Genomic DNA, 22272 nt, shown 5'->3' on the forward strand with positions numbered 1-22272 from the left:
GCCGCCACGAAGGGTTAGCTTCACGGCGGCCGGACGACCATAGCCCGGACTTAAGGGGCATCAGATTCCTGACTTTGCGTCCCGCTCTTTCGAAACGGTTTGCGTTTGTACATGATTGATATGAAATTGGAAAAGCTTATGTAATACCCAACTGAAATCTGTGATATTTGTTACTTTAGAACTAACTTCAGTTTAGATGCCGACTGGCATATTGTCAATATATTTCCAATTCATTTCACAGCTATTTTTTTGATAAAAAAATATTGATAAACCCTTTATATATAAGGGTTTATACAAGATGAGAATATAACTTCCTGACGAAAAAAGTCGATAATCCCGCTAATTCGCCGCAGTATGTTTTCCTTTTCACATAGCTATTTCTTACAATTTTAAATATTAAAATTTAGTATTTTAGTCCTATTCCTTCCCCCTTCCCCAAATTCATCTCCGCTTAAGCAAAGCTCACCATGGTAAACGTGAAGAAACGGGCGCTATCCCCTTTAAGGATACCGCCCGTTTTCCGTTCATACCGGAGAGCTCTTTTATAATAAGGGCTCTATGATATTCATATATTTTCACAAAAACTGGCGCCTAAGCAAACCCTGGCAGCAGTCTTTAATCGACAGTTCTAGGGAGTTTGCGTAGAGGGCTGAAAATCTGCACACGCAGGAATCCATTTTTAGAGCAGCTGAATCCAGCCAATCATTGACACCCAGAGCGGAACGCTAAGGAATAACCCGAATAATAAACCGCGGCGGAGATTTCCTTCATGACTCATTGCCATTCTCCTTTTAATCTGATTTATTTTTAATCTTTAATATTTCAATTTTAATATAAAATAATTTTTCTTATTTTATTGTGAATTATGTCACATTAATAGCCCTCTTTTTTAAATACTATTGATTTTTTTTGAACTTCGGGTTAAATTACGAATATATGTTCTCATTAGAGAGGTGAGATTGATGCACAGAGCTGAGAGCCAGGACAATATGCTGGTGAAATCGTATATCTTGCTGCCGCTCATTTTATCCGCCTTTGAACGCGATGCTTCCATCCTATCCGCAGAGCTGCGCACACCCGCTCCTTACCTGGAGGTTGTCCAGACAGCGGCGGGCGCAGCCATAGCCGACCTGCGGAATGTCCGCACCGAGATGAGAGCCCGTGGTCTGAAGGTCTATGCACAGCAGCAGCTGGAAGTTGGCATTGAAGCCAAATTTGTCTGCAGGGGTTATCATGAACGGATGCTGCTGCTGGATGATGTCATTACCGCCCAGTCTACTATCCGCATGCGCAGATATCTGGGTCTTGGCGCTCCGGATTCAACCGCCTTGAGATGAACAGCATTCTGGCGATGTTAATTCTCAGCGTTTCTCCCCTCATAAAAAAGAGGCCCGCCATGATCGGCAAGACCTCAGGGTACCATATTACACCGGGGGATGTTTGGTAACCCCAATATACATCCCTTACCTGAAAATAAGCTGATACCCAGATAAAGATTACATTAAAATCGTCCAATACCCAAGCGTGCCGCAGATAACCACAGCCGCTACGGGATACAGGATCTTCCGGCTTACCTGATCCTTAAACACAATAAACAAACAAAGCATACAAAGCCATGCGATAAGAAGGCTGCCCATCTCTTATGCATACGCTCCTTCCCGGCAATTCTGCCCTGGCTCCTGCAGCATACCGCCGCAGAGTCCGCTTTCCATATATATAAGAAGATTACCCGCTGAATATCCCTATCATACCCGCTGACAGCTGATCTGCATGAAATTTTTATTTATTTGGTCACAAACGGATTCACCATTCCTCCTCAAGAACGGGATATTCCCAGAAACCTAAGCGCCCCTTGGCAGGTATAGGATGAGCCAGCGCAACTCCCCCCTCCAGCTTCCAGGCGTACCGGCCTTCTGCATAATCGCCGAACACATATTCATTCCCGCCCGGCCAGCTCTGCTGCGCCTGTTGAGGCGTAACCCCACAGCAACCGGCCAGCCGGCTGGTCGCAAGGATTACTCCGGAGGGCAGATTATCCGCGGTGTAGCCGTGCCGGGCAAGCACTGATTGATACGGCTCCGTCTTGCATATGGCCTTATCTACCTGCATACCGGCATGGATGGCTAAATCCCCCCGGTAAGACGTCGGCCAGGAACGGGTCTCGATCTGTTTTTCACCCAGCGCAATTAAGGTGGCCCAAGGCTGGCGAATCGTCAGACACTTCATACAAGGCTTGCCTCCATTCCAGAAAACACATAATGTCCAGTTTTCACTCAGCTTCCCAGTTGTTCAAAAACTGTATGAGCAGCTTCATCGACCGGTAAGTAGGCCTCAATTCTTGGATATAGATGATGGCCCGCGGAAATATGAATTTGCTTGTACCGGATAGGAACCAACTTATCTGAGGCACCCATTCTGGCTAAGATCATTTTGTGCTGACCATACTCGTTACCTGTGTTGTCAGGCCGCTTATTCCAGTACTTATTGAAATCACTGTATTGCCGGAGTCTTTCGAGGCTATGCGTATACCATGGCTCCTGTCTGGAGCCGGTGTGTATTTTTTGATAAGCATGTATACCCTCCACTGCATGAGATTCCCATAATTCAAAGGATGCGGCATTGAAGGTCGAGCGGGAGCGCACAGGATAATCAGCATTGAAATGAAGATCGGCCATATTCAAGCCCTTATAGAAAGCAGAGGAAGCTGGCAGCTCAAATAACCGGCTAAACCGTTCGTTCACCGCCTTGATATTTAACATGTGGTTCACAATCATTGCCGGCAGCGGCAGGCTACTCAGGATCTGCCTCACTTCTTCCAGCGCCTGCTCCATAGCTGCGCCTTCAAGCGCCGGATAGACCGGGAGATAACCGGCAGCCAGCAGCAGAGCATTCCGTTCAACGGCTGTACACTCCAGATATTCAGCAATACAGATAATCATCCGGCGATCCGGCATGCGGTGTGAGCGTCCCATTAATAGGTTTTTATACGTAGGGCAAGCCATATCGTTAAGCTCCTGCTGAGTAAACCGTTTCAACAACGGATGGGGTTGATTAGCATAATCCAGTTGACGTGATACGCGAAGATTCTCAATTTCAGCGATTAACCCCTTCATCGTCTCATCCTGAACGTCCCTATCCTTACGTATAGTCATCAGGCTCACCGCCTTTATCCATAATGAGGTGTAGTTCTACTCTTGGTACAAGCCAATTCCTACAGTATACTCCACTATGAAAACAGGGCGCAATTTCCATTACGCATCTAATTATATTTATGGAGGAGATTCTATGAATCGTGCAATTGTTACAGACTCACCGGCTGAGGGATATTTGACCGTCAAGGAAGTCGCCGCACCGCAGCCCCAGCCCGGGGAGGCAATCGTTAGAGTGCATGCCTTCTCCCTTAACCGGGGTGAAGTTGTTGATGCAAGGAAGGTGGCTGAGGGATTCCGGCCGGGCTGGGATTTCGCCGGAACTGTTGTCCAGCAAGCCCGGAACGGCACCGGACCCAGAGAAGGAAGCCGTGTCACCGGACTTCTTCCGATGGGGGCATGGGCAGAGCGAGTAGCAGTTCCCGTTTCGTTCTTGGCAAAGATACCGGATAACGTAACCTTCGCCCAAGCCGCCATTTTGCCTGTAGCAGGCCTTTCCGCACTTTACACCCTTAGAAAGGGCGGGATGCTGCTCGGCAAGAAAATATTGATCACCGGCTCCACTGGAGGCGTGGGAATCATGGCTCATCAGTTAGCCGCACAGTCCGGGGCATTTACAGTAGGTGTAGCAAGAACAAAGGAAAAAGCCCAGGTTGCCCGGGAAGCCGGCGCTAATGAGGTTGTGGTTGGAGAAGCTGCGATATCTCAGGCAATTCCTTTCGGGCCTTATCATCTAATCGTGGATTCGGTGGGCGGTGATACACTGGCTGCATTGATGCCTCAGCTGGAACCGGGAGGGACCCTAGTCTCGATGGGACATTCAGCCTCTCCTTACTCCACACTTGATGTCAGAGGCTTAGGCGGCAGAACCTTGTACAGCTTCTTTCTTGGAGAAGAAGTTAGCCGTTACTCCGTAGCCGACGATCTCAAACTGCTGGCCGGCCTCCTCTCAACAGGCCAATTAATACCCCTCATTGAAGTGGAAGCGTCATGGGAGAAGATAGCGGAGGTATCCGAGGCGCTGCTGGAACGCAGATATTCCGGTAAGGCCGTGCTGTTAATCGAATAAAGGTTTATAAGCATAAGGTTGCTGGCGGAAATCTTCTTGCCAGCTTTTCACAGCGCGTCGCTCTATCTTGAACTAGAAACGAATGCAGTCCACAGCATCGAAAGTCCGGAACACAAGAGGAGAACATCCAAGACATATCGGAATGACGCAATACTCATACGCTGCACCACTCTCTTGGCAACGAAAGTGCCAAGCATGAGAGAGAGACCTACAATAACACCCTGTAGAATCACTTCTCTCGGAAGTGCCCCGAGCTCTTGGAAAGTCACAACCTTGCTAATATAAAGTGCAAGTGAGCTAATAGCTTCTGTTGAAAGAAATGCTCCTTTTATCAATCCATAGGAACTAAATGCCGGGACACTTAGAGGCCCTGTTGAAAGAACGATTCCAGTCAAATAGCCAATCAATCCGCCGGCGACGGAAAGCTGCCATAAGCGAATATGAATTTTTTTGGCATCGAGCCAATGTCTTAAAGGTATCATCGCGAGAAAAAAAATGCCGAGTCCAATATCGACCATATGCACTGGCAATATCAACAAAGTACGGGCACCCAACGCTGCAGCAGGTACACCTGTAATGGAATAGGCTACAAAAGCTTTCCAGTTGATTTCACGCCACCAGGCAATAACCCTTGAAATATTCGCCATGACAGCAGCAACTGCCATGATGGGTACAGCTTGTTTTGGACCAAATGTAAGGACTAGAACAGGCAATAACATGATGGATGAGCCTGTCCCTATAACACCACTTATAGCTCCTGCTACCAACCCTACTAATAATACAAATAAGTATCCGCCCAACCACAACACTCCTAAGAATCTTTATTTAATATATTCAGAAGGCCAGCCTATATTAATTTTCCAAAGATTCGCTTCCATGATCTTCGGCACACATACTTTAGTTGAGTAAAGGGAAGAAGGATGGTAGAAGGACATAAAAAACGCGGCCTCCGAAATCCCAGGAGGCCGCGCTGCATATGAATTCAAAAGATGCTGGTGAAGGGAATTGAACCCCCGGCCTACGCATTACGAGTGCGTTGCTCTACCCCTGAGCTACACCAGCTTAAAGGATAGTCTGCCTGCCAAACAAAAAATATTATAACTCTTTCAGCAGAAAACGCAACCCTTTTTGACTATTACCTCTGCCTACCCCTGCATAAGCCCCAGCCCGCGGAAATAACCAAGCGCCTCCTTCGCACTCTCCAGCGAGGACACGGCATAAGCCTCTTGCTCTACTATATAGTACAGAATCCCGCTCTTCTCTGCCGCCTCAAAGACGCTCCGGAAATCAACCTGCCCTTTCCCGAGGTCAGTCTCTTCATTATTTGCCCCGAAATCCTTAATGTGGACCAGCGGAACACGGCCGGCATAACGGGAGACATAGTCAATAGGACGTGCTCCGCCCCTGTGTACCCAGCCCAGATCGAACTCTGCAAACATATGCTCCGCAGGAATCTGTTCCAGCCATATATCGATGACTGCTTTGCCGTCTACCTCCGCAAACTCATAATCATGGTTGTGATACCCGTACTGCAGGCCTGCTGCACGGACCATCGCGGAGGCCTTCTCCAGGAATGGAATCACCGCCGTCACATCCTCCATTGAGGGGTTCTGCGGAAGCGGTGCCGAAGGGGTGATCATATATTGTAACCCAAGCTCCTTCGCATATTCAATTTCTTTGGCTAACGCCCGTTCCATATTATCCAGACTGCTGAAATCCAGGCCTACATGCGCCGAAGGTGCAGCAAGACCCAACCGGTCCAATGTACGGCGCAGTTCTCCTGCAGACACGCCGAAATAACCGGCGAATTCTACCGCCTGATATCCCATCTCCGCAACTTTGCCCAGTGTACCCAGGAAATCGCGCTCCGTCTGGTCACGCAGTGTGTACATTTGAATCCCGATCTGTTGTGAGGCTTTTGCCATGAAAGATCCGCTCCTTATAGGTTGAATCTGATTACAACTACAGATACTTTTTACTCTCCTTGCAGCTTGCGTTCCACGGATTCCAGCTTGCTGCGGCTCGTAGAAGGCTTGTCACGACGGTCATCAATCTTAAGCGAGGTGGAAACCCGCTGTGCTCCTGACGTAAACGGTGACTCATGCAGCGCTTCTACCGCAGCAAGAATCCGTGCAACCGGCCCTTCAATAATAGTCCCCATCGAAGTAAGCTCATAGGTAATCCCCTCCACGGTCTGCAGCACACGCTGCATATCGGCCACATAGCTGCTGAGACTGGTACTGCCAGTGCCAATCGGAATAACGGTCACTTCGCCAATCGCCATTATGAAATCCCTCCTGCAAGTTTGATGAGTCTGTTCTATCCTTACTCCTTAATTGTAACCCTTCAGCGCCCCTCCCACAAATACCCATAGAAACCCCCTCTCTATTACTATCTCCCCTGTAAAATTACCAGGATTAGACGCACTCTATTTATGGAGTCTTTGTGGCATCTTTTGGGACAATTTATGACTCATTTAAGGCCATATCCACAGGAAAGTTGTGGATTACCTGTGGACTAACTGTGGATCATCTGTGAGTAAACCTGCGGAACCCGCTCCCCGCGCGGATTCGCAAAAAAATGTTTACAAACACAATATATTGAGTTACTTTTATTTAACAACAACAAAATATAGTAGAAACAGGTGTTTCGCCCTCTTGCTAGGGTTGAAGCTTAATAGGGAAACACGGTGCAAATCCGCTGCGGTCCCGCCACTGTAACCGGATGTTCCAGCCGCCAGACGCCGCTGGAGCAGCATCCTAAGGCAACAAGCCACTAAGGGGCTGCGAGGCCCCTCGGGAAGGCGCCGGAGGGCATGCCGGAAGCCAGGAGACCTGCCTGTTTCTGTGGCACCGGTTAGACTCCTGCGAGGAACAGGCGAGGTGCCCGCATGCGGCCTGCACGAGCAGAGTTAGCCTTTCCGTTAATCGGGCCAGAGGCTGCCGATACCTGAGGACGATAGAGTATCGTCCTCAGGTATCGGCTTCTGCGGAAGGTACAAGAACAGGTTCCAGAACAGGACAAGCCCTGTGCCCGTTCGTATTTTCCACATAGACCACCGGCAAATGTCCGCTGTTTCGGATATTTGCAATACGCATTCGGGCATTTCCCGCCTCCCGGCTGGAGATGCCTTTTTACTGATGTCATGGAGCACACGCTTCACGCTTACGATACCGAGAGGAGAGAGCTATACAATGACGCTGCTGGAGAAACGATATAACGAAGGACAAGCTGCACAGGAAGTTCTTTTGGAAGAAGTTATTCATTTGGGACGGGATATTATCGACAGCCGGGATTTGGATCTGCTGCGCGAGAACGCCAACTTGAACGGGGAGAGCTTCTCCGGCAAGATGAGCAAATTCGGCAGTGAATATTCCAAGTGGTACGCCCGCAATTTCACGATGCCGCCACAGCTCGTGCAGGCTATTGAAGATAATGTTGTATATGTACACGACCTGGATCAATATGCCATTGGAACAACCAACTGCATCTTCATCCCGTTTGAACGGCTTCTCCGCGAAGGCTTCAATACCGGCAACGGCAGCGTCCGCCCTCCGAATTCGATTATGACGGCTATGTCGCTGGTGGCGATTATTTTCCAGTCCCAGCAGAATGCCCAGTACGGCGGCGTATCCGCCAACAAGCTGGATTACGATCTGGCGCCTTATGTCACTAAATCCTTCGCTAAGCTGTTCCGCAAAGGAATGGAATATTTCGAGGAAGGTGCAGCCGGCGAAGCACTCGGCGAGGTCACTATGACCCGCAGCGATCTGGAAGAGAAGTATCCGCGTGCCTTCCGTTTCGCCCTGAAAGAGACAGAAATTGAAACCCTTCAGGCTGCGGAGAGCATGGTACATAACCTGAATACCATGTCCAGCCGCTCAGGCGGCCAGATTCCTTTTACAAGCATCAACTACGGAACCTGCACCTCTCCGGAGGGCCAGCTGGTGATCAGCTCCCTCTTAACTGCTACTATGAACGGACTTGGCAGCGGAGAAACACCGGTGTTCCCGATTCAGATCTTCAAATGCAAACAGGGTGTCAACCAGCAGCCTGGTGATCCTAACTATGAGCTGTTCCTGAAAGCGGCAGAGTGCTCTGCACGCCGGCTGTATCCGAACTTCGCCAATCTGGATGCTCCGCTGAATATGCAGTACTACGATCCAACCGATCCGGATACTGAATTTGCTACGATGGGCTGCCGGACACGTGTTCTGGGCGACCGCTTCGGACGTAATCACTGCTCGGGCAAAGGCAACCTTTCATTCAATACGCTTAACCTTGTACGTCTTGGACTGGCTTACGGCACAGTAACCGGCCGCCGCCTTGCCGCTGACGAGGAAGGCTTCTTCGAAGATCTTAATCATTATATGGATGTTGCGCTGGACGGCCTGCTGCACCGGTTCCGCATTCAGGCCTCCCAGAAAGCCAAAGCCTCCGATTTCATGATGCGTGAAGGCGTCTGGGAAGGCGGCGAACAGCTTGCACCGGAAGACAGCGTAGGTGAACTGCTGAAGCACGGCAGCCTGTCCCTTGGTTTCATCGGTATGGCCGAGTGCATGAAGGCTATGTACGGCAAACACCATGGCGAAGATATGGAGGTCCATGCCAAGGCAGTGGCTATTGTCCGCCACATGCGTGAATACTGCGACCGCAAGAGCGAAGAGCTGGATCTGAACATTACTCTATTCGCTACGCCTGCCGAAGGTCTCTCCGGCAAATTCACCAAGATAGACCGCAAGGTTCTCGGTTCCATCCCGGGTGTAACGGACCGTGAATACTATACGAATTCATTCCACATTCCGGTCTATTACGACCTGAGCGCAGCCAAGAAGATCAGCCTGGAAGCTCCATTCCATGAATATTGCAACGCCGGAGCGATCTCTTATGTAGAGCTGAACGGCAACGCCCGCAGCAACCCTGCAGCATTCGTCAAAATCATCAAATACGCGCTGGAGCAGGACATCAGCTATTTCAGCATCAACCACCCGATCGACCGCTGCTCCGGCTGCGGCCACGAAGGTGTAATCGGCACGAATTGCCCATCCTGCGGCGCTCATGAAGACACAACGCATATCCGCCGGCTGCGCCGGGTAACCGGATATCTGACCGGCGACTATCAGACCCGCTTCAATGCCGCCAAGCAAGCCGAAGTACGGGACCGCGTTAAGCATCTATGAACATCTGCGGATATTATCCGGAGTCGATCAATGAAGGAGAGGGATTGCGGGCGGTCCTCTTCTTCAGCGGATGCCGCCACCGCTGCCCCGGATGCTTCAACCCGAAGACCTGGAACTTCAACTATGGAGAGGTCTTCACTCCGGAGCGCAGGCGCGAGATTATCACCGAGATAGCAGACAATCCGCTGCTGGACGGCTTGACGCTGGCAGGCGGGGACCCTTTTTTCTCGGCAGAGGGAGCGGCTGACTTCATCCATGAGCTCCGCACCGAGCTGCCGGGCTTCCCGGTCTGGATCTATACCGGTTATACGTACGAGGAGCTGACGGCTTCCCCCGGTTCGCCGGAATGGAATCTGCTGGCCTTGTGCCAGGTGGTCATCGACGGACGATTTGTAGAGGAACTCAAAGACACCACTCTCCCCTACCGGGGAAGCAGCAACCAGCGGATTATAGATATCCCGGCAAGCCTTGCCGGGAATACGGTTATACTTTGGGAGCCTGCGCTAAGCTTTCAAAGGGCATAAATCACGGTAAAAGCCGGGCTTACACCCAGCAAAAAGGGCACTAAACTACCGCATTCCGGTGGTTTAGCGCCCTTTTATGTTCCTCAGGAGGGTGATATCTTACGCCTACTCTCCCGACTTACGTGCCGCCTTATACGCTGTCTCATCCGCCAGTTCTTCCAGCACGCTGTTCAGCCGCAGCTTCAGCTCCTCGGCCAGCTCAACGACACCCTGGTCGTTGCGCACAGCCTGTGAGTCTACCGCGTAGACTCCGCCAAGAATATGCCGGGCGCCCAGCACAGACAGCACTGGCTTCAGCGCATAGTCGATCGCGAGCAGATGGGCCAGACTACCGCCCATGAAGAGCGGCAGCACGATTTTGCCGGCCAGCCCTTTTTGCGGAACCAGATCCAGGAAGGTCTTCAGCACTCCCGTATAGGAAGCTTTGTACACCGGACTGACGACGATCACCGCATCCGCTTCAGCCACCAGGCCATTCGCTTTGACGATGGCTTCGCTCTCAAACCTGGTATGAATCAGATCCTCCGCCGGAAGCTCCGCTATATTAATCCGTTCCACTTCAAACCCGCGTTCCCGCAGATCCCCCTCCGCATATTCGATCACCGCATTGATTCGGGATACCAGGGATGGCGTACCGTTAATTACCACTATTTTGGCCACTTCCGCACCTCTTCCGTCCGCTTTTATAAGATATGCCGGGCTGCTGTGCCGGACACAAATACTTTAAATTAGTAATAATCCTAGCAGAGTACAGGGAATATTGTCAAACCTCAAATGTGCTTGCAACCCGGCCCTTCTCTGGTTATAATAAACGGCAAACCTATATCCCGACCAGGCCAATGACCGGCATCCAACCGCGAGGCGTCTGCGACCGGAGCAGTTCTCCTGTTCCCTAAGTTTACCGGGTTTCGCCCGTTACCGCGAAGACCAAAGAGGGCCTTATTCCGCGCTTTACAGCTATTTAAACGGAATTAGGTCAACCTGGGTGGCACCGCGAGCTGACGCTCCTCGTCCCATGGATGAGGGCGTTTTTTGCATTTTTTTAACACAAAAGGAGCGATAGCGGCATGCTGGACATGAACTGGATCAGGGAGAATGAGGACATTGTACGGAAGACGGCAGAGTGGAAAAAGATAGCGTTCCCGCTTGCGGAACTGCTGGAATGGGATGACCGGCGGCGGGTTGCCCGCCGGGAAACGGAGCAGCGCCGGGCAGACCGGAACGCGCTGACCAAAGAGGTCGAGCGCCTGCTGCGCCAGGGCGACGCTGCAGGCGGCGAACAGGCGAAGGAGCAGGTGCGGGCAATCAACGCCCAGCTGACCACGCTGGAGGCGGAGTTGTTGGAGGCGGAGCGCCGCTGCGGCGAGCTGTTGCTGCTCGCGCCGAACCCCATATCGGCGGATACGCCGATCGGGCCCGATGACAGCGCGAATGTAGAGCTGCGGCGGCATGGCGCGCCGCCGGTGTTCGGCTTCAGCGCGCGGGACCATGTCGAGCTCGGAGAGCTGCACGACATCCTCGACATCCCACGCGGGGTCAAAGCCGGTGGACCCCGCAGCTATGTGCTGAAGGGGGCCGGACTGCTCCTGCATCTGGCCGTACAGCGGCTGGCGCTGGATGTGCTGATGCAGCGCGGCTTCACCGTGATGGATGTGCCGGTAATCGTCCGGCCGGAAGCGCTGGAGCGGACCGGGTTCTTCCCCGGCGGCATGGATCAGACCTATGAGCTGACGGGAGAAAAGCGCTGGCTGGCCGGCACCTCGGAGGTGTCGCTGGTCTCGCTCTACAGCGATGAGACGCTTGAGCTTGAGCAGCCGCTGCGGCTGGCCGGTATGTCGGCCTGCTTCCGCCGTGAGGTAGGCTCGGCAGGCCGCGATGTACGCGGGCTGTACCGGGTGCACCAGTTCTCGAAGATCGAACAGGTGGTGATGTGCCGGAACGATCCCGGAGAGTCGGAGCAGATGCTGCAGGAGATTCTCGGCAATGCCGAGCATATTCTCCAGCTGCTGGAGCTGCCTTACCGGGTAGTGGCCGTCTGCAGCGGCGACATGGCGATGAAGACACATAAGCAATATGACATCGAGACCTGGATGCCCAGCAGAGAGGCTTATGGGGAGACCCATTCGGCTTCGAATCTGCTTGACTTCCAGGCCCGCCGCTCAGGTATCCGCTACCGCGATGAAGACGGGCGGCTGCAGTACTGCCATACCCTGAACAACACGGCGGTAGCTACGCCGCGCATTCTGATTCCATTGCTGGAGAATCATCAGCAGGAAGATGGATCGGTCTATATTCCGCTGGCACTGCGGCCTTATATGGGCGGTGCAGATAAGCTGATGTTATAGAAACAAGTAGAAACGGCCTCGCCGTCCTTCAATGGGCAGCGGGGCCGTTTCTATTATCTTTCATACTTTACATTGCAATAACATTGAGTTTACATAGTTTTCAGGAAATTCAGCTGTATTCCTAATAATTTTCCTTAAATATTAAAATATTTTAGGAATTCTTCCTATTAATTTATGCACTATTAACAAATTTTGACGAAAAATTGCTTTGGAAACCTATTATCTCTATTATATTTAAGTGGAAATGATATTTTATGGGGAGGTATACTTACATGAAACTTTCTTCACAATGCAGGAGGCCGCTTAGTCTATTCCTTGCGGTTGCATTGCTCTTGACCGGGATATTCCCGGGATTCTCATCCGGGGTCAGCACGGCTTCAGCAGAAGCAGTACCGTTTGATGTCGGCATCACCCAAGCCCCCTCAGTCACAGCATCCCCCGCTTCAAGTTCCAAAGTAGGCATAGGTTCCACCATTACATTAAGCACTTCAGTAACAGCAAGCGTGTATTACAGCGTATACACTAACGACAGCCCTATTGCAGAAGCAGAAAACGTATGGTATGAATCCCCTATCGTGGTCGGTTCAAACTATACCACCCTTACCATAAAAGCTTATTCTTTATTACCCGATTTGGAGAAAGGTCCAACAGCTACTTTTAAATACACGGTTGCAGCTGTACTGGACAATCTGAAGATCAGCCAGATTCAAGGTGCTTCGCATACATCTCCATACCTTGACAGCCTGGTTACCAACGTCAAAGGTATTGTCACTTACATCAAGGACGCGAACAACTTCTATATCCAATCCGCAACCGCTGATATGGATAACGATATCAAAACTTCTGAAGCCATTCTCATCTACCAAAAAGGCGGTAGCAGTGCCGTTAAAGTGGGCGATGCTATAACCGTAGACGGAACTGTCAAGGAGTATGGCTTCTCCGGACAATTGACGACTACCGAAATCGCCGCCAGTAAAACTACAGTTCTCAGCATCGGCAATCCGCTTCCGGCAGCAACCCTTCTGGGTACTGGCGGACGTGTGGTACCGACTACGGTTATCGATGATGATAAGTTTGTCAAATTTGAACCTGACACGGATGCCATCGACTTCTACGAAAGTCTGGAAGGTATGCGTCTGGAGCTTACCAAACCAACCACTGTGGGCCCTGCTGTCTATTATGCTTCCAGCAGCACGTTCGAAATCCCTGTGGTTACAGTTAACGGAACAGCCAACACGACTGAAGTCACTTCTGCTGCGGGCGGCTTGGTGCTGACTGGTGCTGACTTCAATCCCCAGCGCCTGATCCTCTCCGTGAAATCTGCACCGGTGCTCACCACAGGTCAGCAGTTCACAAGCAACATTACCGGTATTATGAACTATGATTACGGCAAATTCCTGATTTCCACGGAAACGGGCACATTGCCGGATGTCTCACCCAGCAAACTGCAAAGGGAAGTGACTTCTCTCTCTTCCAATGCAGAAGGCAAATTAAATATTGCTTCCTTTAATATTGAGAACTTCTCTAAACTTAACGATCCCAAGAAGATCAAAAATGTAGCCAAGGATATCGTAAACAATCTCAAAACGCCGGACATTATCGGCCTGACCGAAGTGCAGGATAATAATGGTACGGGCACTGGTGTTACCGAGGCTAATGAGAGCTTCGAAGTACTGATTGCCGCCATTGAAGACATCGACGGCGGTGCATCCGCTTATGCCTACACCGACATCGCTCCGGTTAACAATCAGGACGGCGGCGTTCCGGAAGGCAATATCCGTTCAGGCTTCCTGTACAATACGAACCGCGTTGCACTGAAATCAGGCACATCCGGTTCTGCCACTGAATCCGTCACCTACAGCAAGACCTCCGGTCTTAGTGTGAATCCGGGACGCATCGATCCGACGAACGAAGCCTTCATTGACTCGCGCAAGCCGGTGGCTGCGGAATTTACTTTCGAAGGCAACGATGTAATCGTGATCGCCAACCATTTCAATTCCAAGAGCAGCGACAATTACCTCTTTGGCTCCGTTCAGCCTCCGGTCTTCACAACGGAAGTCCAGCGGGCCAAGATTGCCAAGATCGTCAACGGTTTCGTTGAGGATGTGCTCCAAGAGAATGCGGATGCCAATGTCGTCGTACTCGGCGATTTGAATGACTTCCAGTTCTCCAATACGCTGAATATTCTCAAAGGCAGCGCGCTTACGAATCTCGTAAATACCCTGCCGCTGAACGAACGTTACTCCTACGTATTCCAAGGCAATTCACAGACGCTGGATCATATCCTCGTCAACAATAGACTGGCGTCAGACACCACACTCGACATCGTGCATATCAACTCGGACTTTGCTGATCCGGGAGATTATCCTCCAGGCACTGAATTCCCGGCCGATATCCGGATCAGTGACCATGATCCGCTACTCGCACAAATTGACTTCGCTACCGAGGATTTCAATCTGCGGGTACTGCATACCAATGATACTCACGGTCATTTAGAGAATGTGGCGAAACGCACTTCAGCTACCAGCAGCGAACGGACAGGCAATACTGTACTGCTGGATGCAGGTGACGTCTTTTCCGGAACCTTATATTTCAATCAGTTCAAGGGCCAGGCAGATATCAAGTTCATGAATAACATCGGCTATGATGTAATGACCTTCGGTAACCATGAATTCGATATGAACAAGGAACAACCGGAAGTGCTGAAGAATTTCGTAACGGCCGCCCAGTTCCCGTTTGCCAGCTCCAATATCGACTTCACCACGAATAACAGTGAGCTTGCGGATCTCTATCATGAGATGACCGGAATACTTGAAACCGATGAGGCCAAGAGTACAGCCAAGGACGGAAACATCTATCCATCGGTCATCAAGGATGTTTACGGCGAAAAGATTGGTATCTTCGGCCTGACTACCGAGGACACGGTCGGATTATCTTCGCCAGGTGATAAGATCATTTTCAAGAATCATATAGAAAGTGCAAAGAAGACAGTTGAGGCCCTGGAGGCGCAAGGGATCAACAAGATTATCGCGGTTACCCATCTGGGTTACACCGTTGATCAGGAACTGGCCAAGGCCGTTCCGGGTATTGATATCATCGTCGGCGGACATTCACATACGAAGGTGGATAATCCTCCAACACCAATCGTCAATGTAGGCACCGGCAAGAATGTACTGATTGTGCAGACCGGTGAGTACAGCCAGTTCCTCGGTGAGCTTGACGTCACCTTCGACAAAGACGGTGAAATCAAGACTTACAAAGGCAAACTGCTGGACGTTAACCTGTTTGGTCCAGACGCTGCGGCTAGCGCACTCCTTGCTCCATACGATGCCGAATTGGCAACTGTACGGAGTACGGTTGTAGGCTACACCAATGTCGATCTCTACACTTACCGCATGATCAATGGCAAATCGACACGTGTTGTACGCAGTGAAGAAACACCCATCGGGAATATGATTGCCGACAGCATCGCGGAGAAAGTCACAGAACTCCTGCCGAGCTTCGTTTCGGCTAGCGATCGCGCCTCCATCAAGGGTGTTGTTGCTATCCAGAACGGCGGCGGCATACGTGAGGCCATCAATGTTGGTGACATTACAATGGGCGAGGTGCTGACCACCCTGCCTTTCGGTAACGGCCTTGCCGCACTTAAAGTAACCGGTGCTGAAATCATCTCCTCACTGGAGAATGCGGTCAGCGGAATCAGCTCCGACCAGGGCCGGTTCGCACACGTCTCCGGTATGCGATACACCTATGATTCGACCAAAAAGCCGGAGATTGTAGATTCATTAACCAACAAAGTAACTCAGGCTGGCGAAAGAATTGTTTCCGTTGATATCAAGCAGGCGGACGGTTCCTACTTGCCTGTTGATCCGGCAGCCTACTACATCCTGTCCACGAACTCCTTCATGGCAGGAGGCGGCGACTTCTACCGTGCGCTGGCTTCAGCCAAAGCAGACGGACGGTATTATGAGCTGGGTCTACCAGATTTTGAAGTCCTGTTAGCCTACCTGAAGAGCCATAATCCGGTGACTTCCTGCCTTGAAGGACGCATCACAGACCTGAAAGGTGCGGCACCGACTCCTACACCAACACCGGCACCGACTTCAGGTTCAGGTGGAGGTCCGGGAACAACGGTACCAACTGCAACACCATCACCTAGTCCAACAGCTACTGCCACAGCAGCAGTGCCGCCGCAGGTAACAACGATTACCGCAGCTGATCTGACTGCACAGCTCGCAGCCCTGCCTGCCGGCACCAGTGAGCTGATCATCCCGCTTACTGCTTCAGCAGGCGGTGCTCAAGTTGTACTGCCGGGCAGTGTCCTGGTTCAGCAGGCTGCTGCGAAACCAAATACAGTGCTGACTTTCACCTCTACCGGCGGAGCATCCTATTCGCTGCCGCTGAGCCTTATTAACGGAACGGCACTGGCTGCCCAGCTTGGTACCAGTGACTTTACGGTTACAGTCTCTCTGCTCCAGGCGGCTACCGCCACACTCGACAGTCTGAATAAGGCTATCGCAGCACAGGCTGGCTCCGTCACTCTGGCCGCACCGGTCATTGAATTCTTGGTTACCGCTGAGGCCGGCAATACAAGTGTGCCGCTGAACAGCTTCGGCAGCACCTACGTGAAGCGGACTATCACTGCAACGGGAGCGTTGAGTTCTCAAGGGGCAACAGCCGTATCCTATGACCCGGCTACCGGCAAGCTGTCCTTCGTACCTTCAATCTTCGCCGGCATCTCAGGCGGAAATACTGAAGTGACGATCAAACGCAACAGCAACAGCTACTATACGGTTGTGAAGTCCACCAAGACCTTCGGTGATACTACAGGGCACTGGGCGCAATCATCCATTGAGCTGCTGGCTTCCAAGCTGATTATTACCGGCACCAGCAGTACCGCCTTCTCGCCTTCGCTGTCTATCACGCGGGCAGAATTCGCGGCACTGATTACCCGCTCTCTCGGACTCGCATCCGCAAGCGGAGGAACCACCTTCAGTGATGTCAGTACAGGTGCATGGTATGCTGATGCCGTACAGACAGCAGCCGCAGCAGGTCTGATTACCGGATATACGGATGGCAGCTTCAAGCCGGGCAATCCGATCAGCCGCCAGGAAATGGCTGCGGTCCTGTCCAAAGCCATCAAGTACACCGGCAAAACCCTGACTGCCGATCCGGCAGTGCTGGCTAAATTCAGTGATGCTGCAGGCATCCCGGACTGGTCCAGAGCAGCAGTAGCAGGAATAGCTGCCGAAGGCATCATTCAGGGGACACCTGACGGCGCGTTCGCTCCGGCGAAGCTGGCTACCCGTGCGGAAGCCGCTACGATGCTGGAGAAGACCTTGAAGTCACTTCAATTCATTAACTGACCAGGCTCAAAGTTATACATTGAAAAGGCGGTACCCGCGGCGCATAATGCGCTGCAGGTGCCGCCTTTTTATACGGGTATGATTACTTCGCCAGTGATGGCACCGGATCCGGCAATGATACCGGTACCTGCACCTCCACCTCAAATTCAGGGATATACTCCTTCTCCTGGTTCCCCTCTGTGTCTATGGACAATATCCGGAAGGGCTTTACCGTAATATGATCCGTCTTATACTGGAGCGGTTCGAATAGAGCAGCAGCGATCAGCACATTGCCTCCTGTGGCATTCCAGCCGGTAGACCCGTTGATCTCCCGCAATACATGGCCCTGATCATCCACAAGGTCATAGCCCAAGAAATCCTTATGATCGACAGGCTGACCTGCAGGCCGTTCAAGCCGGGTGGTGATCCTCGTTGTAATCGGAGTAAGCTCAACAGTATCGAGTGTGAAAATCATACCGGAGCTCTGGCGGATTAACGGCTCCGCAATGATGCTGTGATAGGTCTTCTTTTGCACCGGCAGCTTAATTACAAAAGGCTCCTGGATCCCCTGTACGTCTATGGTAAGCGTAAGCTCAAAATCATCCGGGAACGCCCGCCCCCCCTGATTCTGCAAATCCGTGAATTGAATGATCCTTGAATCCGCATCCTTCCCGCGAAGCAAGAACGGGCCAAACGAACCGCCGCCGCTGCTGCCAAGCGGACCATAGGTATTAATATCCTCACCGTTGATCGACAGCTTAATATCTGTCATGAGATCACTAACATCCCCCTGCCGGAACTCCAATACATCCGTTTGGCGCCCGATCCCCAGTGATACGCGAATTCCATCGTACAGCACTTCAGGTACAATAAGCGTTAGTCCGTCATGGGTATCGCTCAGCTCAGGTTTCTGTACTGCCGCCAGCCCCTGCTGATCCGCATTCCGCAGCCCCAGATCCCCGGCTAGCCTGAAGATCGACTCCATCCCCGGAATCTGCTTAATGGACGCGGCCAGCGTCGGAGAGATAAACTCTGTCCCCGTGATCAGCAGAAACAGCAGCAGCAGCACCGCAGCCACTATGCCTGTACCCCTTCGAAGTACACTGCCTCGTCTTCTGCATAGTCCGACTGGTTCTGTCCTCGTTCCCCGCTGCTGCCCGTCCTTGTACCGGTTCATTATGCGTTCTTCCAGATCTACTTGGACCGGTGTATCACGGACCATCCGTCCGATCCGCTCCAATTCTTCTTCCTCCCAGTTAGCGTGGTTCATGAGCGATCATCCCTCCACTGTTTTGACGGCGTCCGAGTTTTTTGCGCAGCCGCTCATATTTTTTGCGGACCGCCCCGGGCTTCAAGTCCATAATCGTTCCGATTTCCTCAAAGCTATGCTCCTCCAGTGCCCTCAGCAGCAGAATTTGCCGTTCCTCCATACTCAGCTTCTCCAGCAGTTCATGAACAACCTCCGTATATCGTGAACCTTCGGCGCACTCCGCCTGCTGCTGATGGCTCCTGTAGATGGAGAGCAGCCTGAAGCCTTTGTTCCTCTGTTTAATCCGGTCCAGGCAATGGTTGCGTGCAATGGTATACAGCCAGGCCGAGAAAGAGACCTTTGCCGAGTACTGCCCCACCCGCTCCAAGGCTCTGATAAAAATCTCCTGAGCCGCATCCTCCGCCTCTTCCCGGTTACCCAGCAGGTAATAGCAGTACAGGTAGATCGGCCGCTGAAAATGTCTGATGATCCAAGTGAAGGCCTGTATATCTCCCAGCTGAACCTTCTCAACCCTTTGCTCCATGGTCAGCTCTGCCGCCTGCTCCTGTTCTGCATCTCTATTCGTCCGGCAGATTTCCGTTTCATCCACAGCTCCCCCTCCTCTATGCCTGTATAACTGTCAAAATCCTGATTTTGTGACACGCGCTCTAAAAAATCCTGGAGACTCGTGAAGTCAGCCCTTGCAAATGCAAATTTGTTCGTTTATTATAAAACTAATAATATGTTCTATATTTATAGAACTAAATCGAAAATAGTTATCATTTGTTCATTATATCGCTGCCGTAATATCACTTCTCCAGAAAGCAGGTACCCCCTATGGATTACAAGGTAACAGTCGATTTCGCGCCAATCTATGAGTGCATCTCCAGCTTAAATGCTTTTATCGGGAAGCAGAACCACAATGCTATGGACGCTGGAATCTCCTGGATTCGCGAGGTACAGACCCGGTTCGCCCCCGTTATGCTCCAGAAAATGAAAGAAGTAATGAAGCTCACCGATAACTTCAGTCTGTCTCCTTACATATGGAGCTGCCCGGAAGAGCGCACGGTCAAGAAGTTCCTGGGCTGGTTCGAAGCCCTCTCCCCGGGTGAGCTGTATGAGATTGCCGGCCGCTTCGGGCAGACTGTCCCCTCCAACCTGGCCGAGCTGCGAAGCTCTGCCGCTGAGGTCATCAGAGCTTGGGATACGGGGTATTTCAGCAGCATTGATCCGGCCATTATGGAAGGGCTGCAGCAGGAGGCTGCGGCAAGGGCGGCGCTGCTGAACGGAACGAATGATATGGAGGTGTACGAGACGGCCACAGCAGGCATGCGGCTATACCCTTCAGAAACCCTGAAGCAGGTCATTATTACACCGCAATATCATGCCCGGCCTCTCGTAACCTCCACACTCTTTGATGAATTTATGTTCACCAGCTACTCCTGTGATATTCTTCCTCCGGAAGAAGGGCGGCCCGCACCGGCTCTGCTGCGGCTTACCCGGGCGCTGTCGGATGAGACGCGGCTCTACATTCTCCGCCTGCTGACCGGCAGGCAGCTGAATTTCACTGAGATTGTGAAGGAGGTCGGCCTGTCCAAAAGCACGATCCACTACCATCTGATCGCACTGCGGGCGGCGGGTCTGGTCATTGTTCATACTACCAGCAAAAACACGTCCTACAGCCTGCGCCTTGAGGCGCTGAACGGCCTGCCCGGACGAATCGGGGAATACCTGGAGGGGTGAGTTCTATGCACAAACGCAGCTATTACGGGTTATTATCCACGATTTCCTTGAGCGCCTTCGGCGATGCCTTTGGACTGCTGGCAATGGAATGGCTTGTCTATGAGCTGACTGGCTCCAAGCTGGCTATGGGTGCACTTGCCCTCAGCTCCATGATTCCTGAGCAGGCGCTCCGCCTGCTCGGCTCCCCCTTATCCGACCGGCTGCCCCGCGTCCGGTTCATGGCCTGCCTCGCGTCGCTGCGTCTGCTGGCCCTCCTGCTGCCGCTGGGCATGGGGCTCGCCGGCCACCTGCAGCTGTGGCATTTGTTCGCTGCCGCCAGTCTCAGCGGAGCCTGCTCCGCCTTGTTCATGCCAACCGCAATGGCCGTGATTCCCGGCATCGCAAGCACCAGCAAGCTGATGCGCGCCTTCGCCATCATCGACGGCTGCAAGGGTGCCGCCGCACTTCTCGGCCCGGCCCTCGCCGGCGTGTTGACCGCAGCCAGCGGGGCCTTGCCGGCGCTCGGCATCAATGCCGTTTGTTATACGGCAGCGATAGCCACTCTGCTGCTCTTGCCCCGCATGGGTAAGCCGGCAGCAGCCCCCGCCGGCAGCTTCTCGACAGCCCTCTATCTGCGGGAGGTAGCCGAAGGCTTCTCGTTCTACCGGCAGTTCCCCGCCATGCTGACGATTATGATGATGGCCGCCGTCAGCAATCTGAGCTCCATTGCCGTATGGACCATGATGGTCCCTTATGTCCGCGAGGTGCTGCACCGGGATGCAGCAGCGGTGGGCTCGCTGTCTACGGCCTCTGCCCTCGGATACTTAGCCGGACTGGGTGTGATCTCCCTGATGGGCGAGATCACGAAGCGGCGCATCGTGATGCTCGGCAGCCTGGGCTTATCGGGTATCGTCACAATGGTGTGGGGGGGCATCCCCAGCTATTTCTTTGCCCTATTTGCGGTATTCGCCGCCGGACTGCTGGGACCTTTCTTCGGTTCCTTAAGCTCCTCCCTGCATGGACGGCTGGTTCCCGGCCACCTGCAGGGGCGGGTCAACTCGGTCCGGTTCCTGATTGGCGGGAGCCTGTCACCGCTCGGTGCCCTGGCAGGAGGAGCGGTCGCTGAGCTCTATGGGGTGCCTGCTCTTTTGCTGGCCGCAGGAATTCTTCCTGCCCTGTATGCAGGAGTGGCGCTGCGCTGGACGGGACTGAAGGCGCTGGACGGGGACTTATCCGTGCTGGAACAGAGCACGCGTCCGAAGAGTGAAGTCACCCTAACGGGCAATATAACTGTATAGACTGAACTCTGCTTTTTATTATTATGCGCTAGGCTGCGGTCGAAACTGCGTGAGATGTTTGGACTCCCGGCGGGCGGGCACTTTAATTTCGTGTGGACTAGAAGTAAAATGTTGTACTTTCTGCAGAATTTTCGCACAGAAGGGGCCTTCCGGGGCGCATTGTTGTACTTTTTGCAGGATTTTTGCCGATTTCATGCTGGTCAGAGCTAGATTGTTGCACTTTCTGCAAGATTATTGCAGATTCGCTGCCCACCAGAAACATATTGTTGTAATTTGTACAGCAATTCATCAGTCTGGACGGAGCCACAGGCAGCGCAGCGCAACCAGCTGCTGCTTCACCTGCGAAGCCGCAGGAAGCGGCCGGCACAACACGTCAAACAGGGCGATGCCG

At 52.3% G+C, this 22272-nt stretch carries 17 protein-coding genes, 1 tRNA gene and 2 riboswitches; of the genes, 8 read left to right on the plus strand and 10 right to left on the minus strand.

The annotated features are described in order from the left end of the window. Nucleotides 1-21 precede the first annotated feature (21 nt). Nucleotides 22-114: riboswitch (cyclic di-GMP riboswitch) on the minus strand. 848 nt (nt 115-962) lie between these two features. Next, the gene (locus GC101_RS29530) at nt 963-1337 is read left to right on the plus strand and encodes a YhjD family protein (protein ID WP_171720253.1); all 375 of its coding nucleotides are present in this window, start codon (nt 963-965) and stop codon (nt 1335-1337) included. A 466-nt stretch (nt 1338-1803) separates the two neighbouring features. On the opposite strand, the gene GC101_RS29535 is transcribed toward GC101_RS29530, so the two are convergent. Then, nucleotides 1804-2226, minus strand: a complete 423-nt coding sequence (locus tag GC101_RS29535; RefSeq protein ID WP_171720254.1) for an ASCH domain-containing protein — start codon at nt 2224-2226, stop codon at nt 1804-1806. Between the two features lie 47 nt (nt 2227-2273). Further along, a complete protein-coding gene (locus tag GC101_RS29540; protein WP_171720255.1) occupies nt 2274-3152 on the minus strand; it encodes an MmyB family transcriptional regulator in 879 nt (292 codons plus the stop codon). A gap of 133 nt (nt 3153-3285) precedes the next feature. Between GC101_RS29540 and GC101_RS29545 the strand changes: the two genes are divergently transcribed. Further along, entirely contained in the window at nt 3286-4218 is a 933-nt protein-coding gene (locus GC101_RS29545; protein WP_171720256.1) for a zinc-binding dehydrogenase, read from the plus strand. A gap of 62 nt (nt 4219-4280) precedes the next feature. On the opposite strand, the gene GC101_RS29550 is transcribed toward GC101_RS29545, so the two are convergent. From GC101_RS29550 to GC101_RS36640, 5 genes are all read right to left on the minus strand, one after another. Beyond that, nucleotides 4281-5018, minus strand: coding sequence for a sulfite exporter TauE/SafE family protein (locus GC101_RS29550; RefSeq protein WP_171720257.1), 738 nt, complete (start codon nt 5016-5018; stop codon nt 4281-4283). A gap of 190 nt (nt 5019-5208) precedes the next feature. Next, nucleotides 5209-5280 (minus strand) — tRNA-Thr (locus tag GC101_RS29555). Nucleotides 5281-5363: 83 nt separating this feature from the next. Next, the gene (locus tag GC101_RS29560; RefSeq protein ID WP_171720258.1) at nt 5364-6143 is read right to left on the minus strand and encodes a sugar phosphate isomerase/epimerase family protein; all 780 of its coding nucleotides are present in this window, start codon (nt 6141-6143) and stop codon (nt 5364-5366) included. 50 nt (nt 6144-6193) lie between these two features. Beyond that, nucleotides 6194-6502 carry an MTH1187 family thiamine-binding protein gene (locus tag GC101_RS29565; protein ID WP_042133148.1) on the minus strand — a complete coding sequence of 103 codons (309 nt, stop codon included), beginning with the start codon at nt 6500-6502 and terminating at the stop codon, nt 6194-6196. A gap of 341 nt (nt 6503-6843) precedes the next feature. Then, nucleotides 6844-7074, plus strand: a riboswitch (cobalamin riboswitch). A gap of 116 nt (nt 7075-7190) precedes the next feature. Further along, nucleotides 7191-7316, minus strand: coding sequence for a hypothetical protein (locus GC101_RS36640; RefSeq protein ID WP_256704072.1), 126 nt, complete (start codon nt 7314-7316; stop codon nt 7191-7193). A 96-nt stretch (nt 7317-7412) separates the two neighbouring features. On the opposite strand from GC101_RS36640, the gene GC101_RS29570 reads away from it, so the two are divergent. After that, a complete protein-coding gene (locus tag GC101_RS29570; protein WP_042133144.1) occupies nt 7413-9398 on the plus strand; it encodes an anaerobic ribonucleoside triphosphate reductase in 1986 nt (661 codons plus the stop codon). Continuing rightward, a complete protein-coding gene (gene nrdG / locus GC101_RS29575; RefSeq protein ID WP_171720259.1) occupies nt 9395-9922 on the plus strand; it encodes an anaerobic ribonucleoside-triphosphate reductase activating protein in 528 nt (175 codons plus the stop codon). Before GC101_RS29570 ends, nrdG begins: the two co-directional genes overlap by 4 nt. A 105-nt stretch (nt 9923-10027) precedes the next feature. On the opposite strand, the gene ssuE is transcribed toward nrdG, so the two are convergent. After that, entirely contained in the window at nt 10028-10582 is a 555-nt protein-coding gene (gene ssuE / locus GC101_RS29580) for an NADPH-dependent FMN reductase (RefSeq protein WP_171720260.1), read from the minus strand. A gap of 407 nt (nt 10583-10989) precedes the next feature. On the opposite strand from ssuE, the gene serS reads away from it, so the two are divergent. Together serS and GC101_RS29590 are read left to right on the plus strand one after the other, a co-directional pair. Beyond that, nucleotides 10990-12267 carry a serine--tRNA ligase gene (gene serS / locus GC101_RS29585; RefSeq protein WP_171720261.1) on the plus strand — a complete coding sequence of 426 codons (1278 nt, stop codon included), beginning with the start codon at nt 10990-10992 and terminating at the stop codon, nt 12265-12267. Between the two features lie 272 nt (nt 12268-12539). Next, nucleotides 12540-17633, plus strand: coding sequence for an S-layer homology domain-containing protein (locus GC101_RS29590; RefSeq protein WP_171720262.1), 5094 nt, complete (start codon nt 12540-12542; stop codon nt 17631-17633). A gap of 82 nt (nt 17634-17715) precedes the next feature. On the opposite strand, the gene GC101_RS29595 is transcribed toward GC101_RS29590, so the two are convergent. Then, nucleotides 17716-18882, minus strand: a complete 1167-nt coding sequence (locus tag GC101_RS29595) for a DUF4179 domain-containing protein (protein WP_171720263.1) — start codon at nt 18880-18882, stop codon at nt 17716-17718. Further along, nucleotides 18869-19471, minus strand: coding sequence for an RNA polymerase sigma factor (locus tag GC101_RS29600; RefSeq protein ID WP_343049838.1), 603 nt, complete (start codon nt 19469-19471; stop codon nt 18869-18871). Before GC101_RS29600 ends, GC101_RS29595 begins: the two co-directional genes overlap by 14 nt. A 227-nt stretch (nt 19472-19698) precedes the next feature. Here GC101_RS29600 and GC101_RS29605 point away from each other — a divergent pair, with 227 nt between their 5' ends. Further along, nucleotides 19699-20604: an ArsR/SmtB family transcription factor gene (locus tag GC101_RS29605; RefSeq protein WP_171720264.1), complete on the plus strand. Its 906-nt coding sequence runs from the start codon at nt 19699-19701 to the stop codon at nt 20602-20604. A gap of 5 nt (nt 20605-20609) precedes the next feature. Further along, the gene (locus GC101_RS29610; RefSeq protein ID WP_171720265.1) at nt 20610-21881 is read left to right on the plus strand and encodes an MFS transporter; all 1272 of its coding nucleotides are present in this window, start codon (nt 20610-20612) and stop codon (nt 21879-21881) included. Nucleotides 21882-22272 lie beyond the last annotated feature (391 nt).

The sequence above is a fragment of the Paenibacillus phytohabitans genome, from assembly GCF_013141775.1.
Taxonomy (GTDB): Bacteria; Bacillota; Bacilli; order Paenibacillales; family Paenibacillaceae; genus Paenibacillus_AQ; species Paenibacillus_AQ phytohabitans.

Bases quoted from the DNA above. Each gene is read 5' to 3' on its own strand.
- GC101_RS29590 (WP_171720262.1), top strand. From the start codon at position 12,540: ATGAAACTTTCTTCACAATGCAGGAGGCCGCTTAGTCTATTCCTTGCG.
- GC101_RS29545 (WP_171720256.1), top strand. From the start codon at position 3,286: ATGAATCGTGCAATTGTTACAGACTCACCGGCTGAGGGATATTTGACC.
- GC101_RS29530 (WP_171720253.1), top strand. From the start codon at position 963: ATGCACAGAGCTGAGAGCCAGGACAATATGCTGGTGAAATCGTATATC.
- GC101_RS29560 (WP_171720258.1), bottom strand. From the start codon at position 6,143: ATGGCAAAAGCCTCACAACAGATCGGGATTCAAATGTACACACTGCGT.
- GC101_RS29540 (WP_171720255.1), bottom strand. From the start codon at position 3,152: ATGACTATACGTAAGGATAGGGACGTTCAGGATGAGACGATGAAGGGG.
- GC101_RS36640 (WP_256704072.1), bottom strand. From the start codon at position 7,316: ATGCGTATTGCAAATATCCGAAACAGCGGACATTTGCCGGTGGTCTAT.
- GC101_RS29605 (WP_171720264.1), top strand. From the start codon at position 19,699: ATGGATTACAAGGTAACAGTCGATTTCGCGCCAATCTATGAGTGCATC.
- GC101_RS29565 (WP_042133148.1), bottom strand. From the start codon at position 6,502: ATGGCGATTGGCGAAGTGACCGTTATTCCGATTGGCACTGGCAGTACC.
- GC101_RS29535 (WP_171720254.1), bottom strand. From the start codon at position 2,226: ATGAAGTGTCTGACGATTCGCCAGCCTTGGGCCACCTTAATTGCGCTG.
- GC101_RS29570 (WP_042133144.1), top strand. From the start codon at position 7,413: ATGACGCTGCTGGAGAAACGATATAACGAAGGACAAGCTGCACAGGAA.
- serS (WP_171720261.1), top strand. From the start codon at position 10,990: ATGCTGGACATGAACTGGATCAGGGAGAATGAGGACATTGTACGGAAG.
- GC101_RS29610 (WP_171720265.1), top strand. From the start codon at position 20,610: ATGCACAAACGCAGCTATTACGGGTTATTATCCACGATTTCCTTGAGC.
- nrdG (WP_171720259.1), top strand. From the start codon at position 9,395: ATGAACATCTGCGGATATTATCCGGAGTCGATCAATGAAGGAGAGGGA.
- GC101_RS29595 (WP_171720263.1), bottom strand. From the start codon at position 18,882: ATGAACCACGCTAACTGGGAGGAAGAAGAATTGGAGCGGATCGGACGG.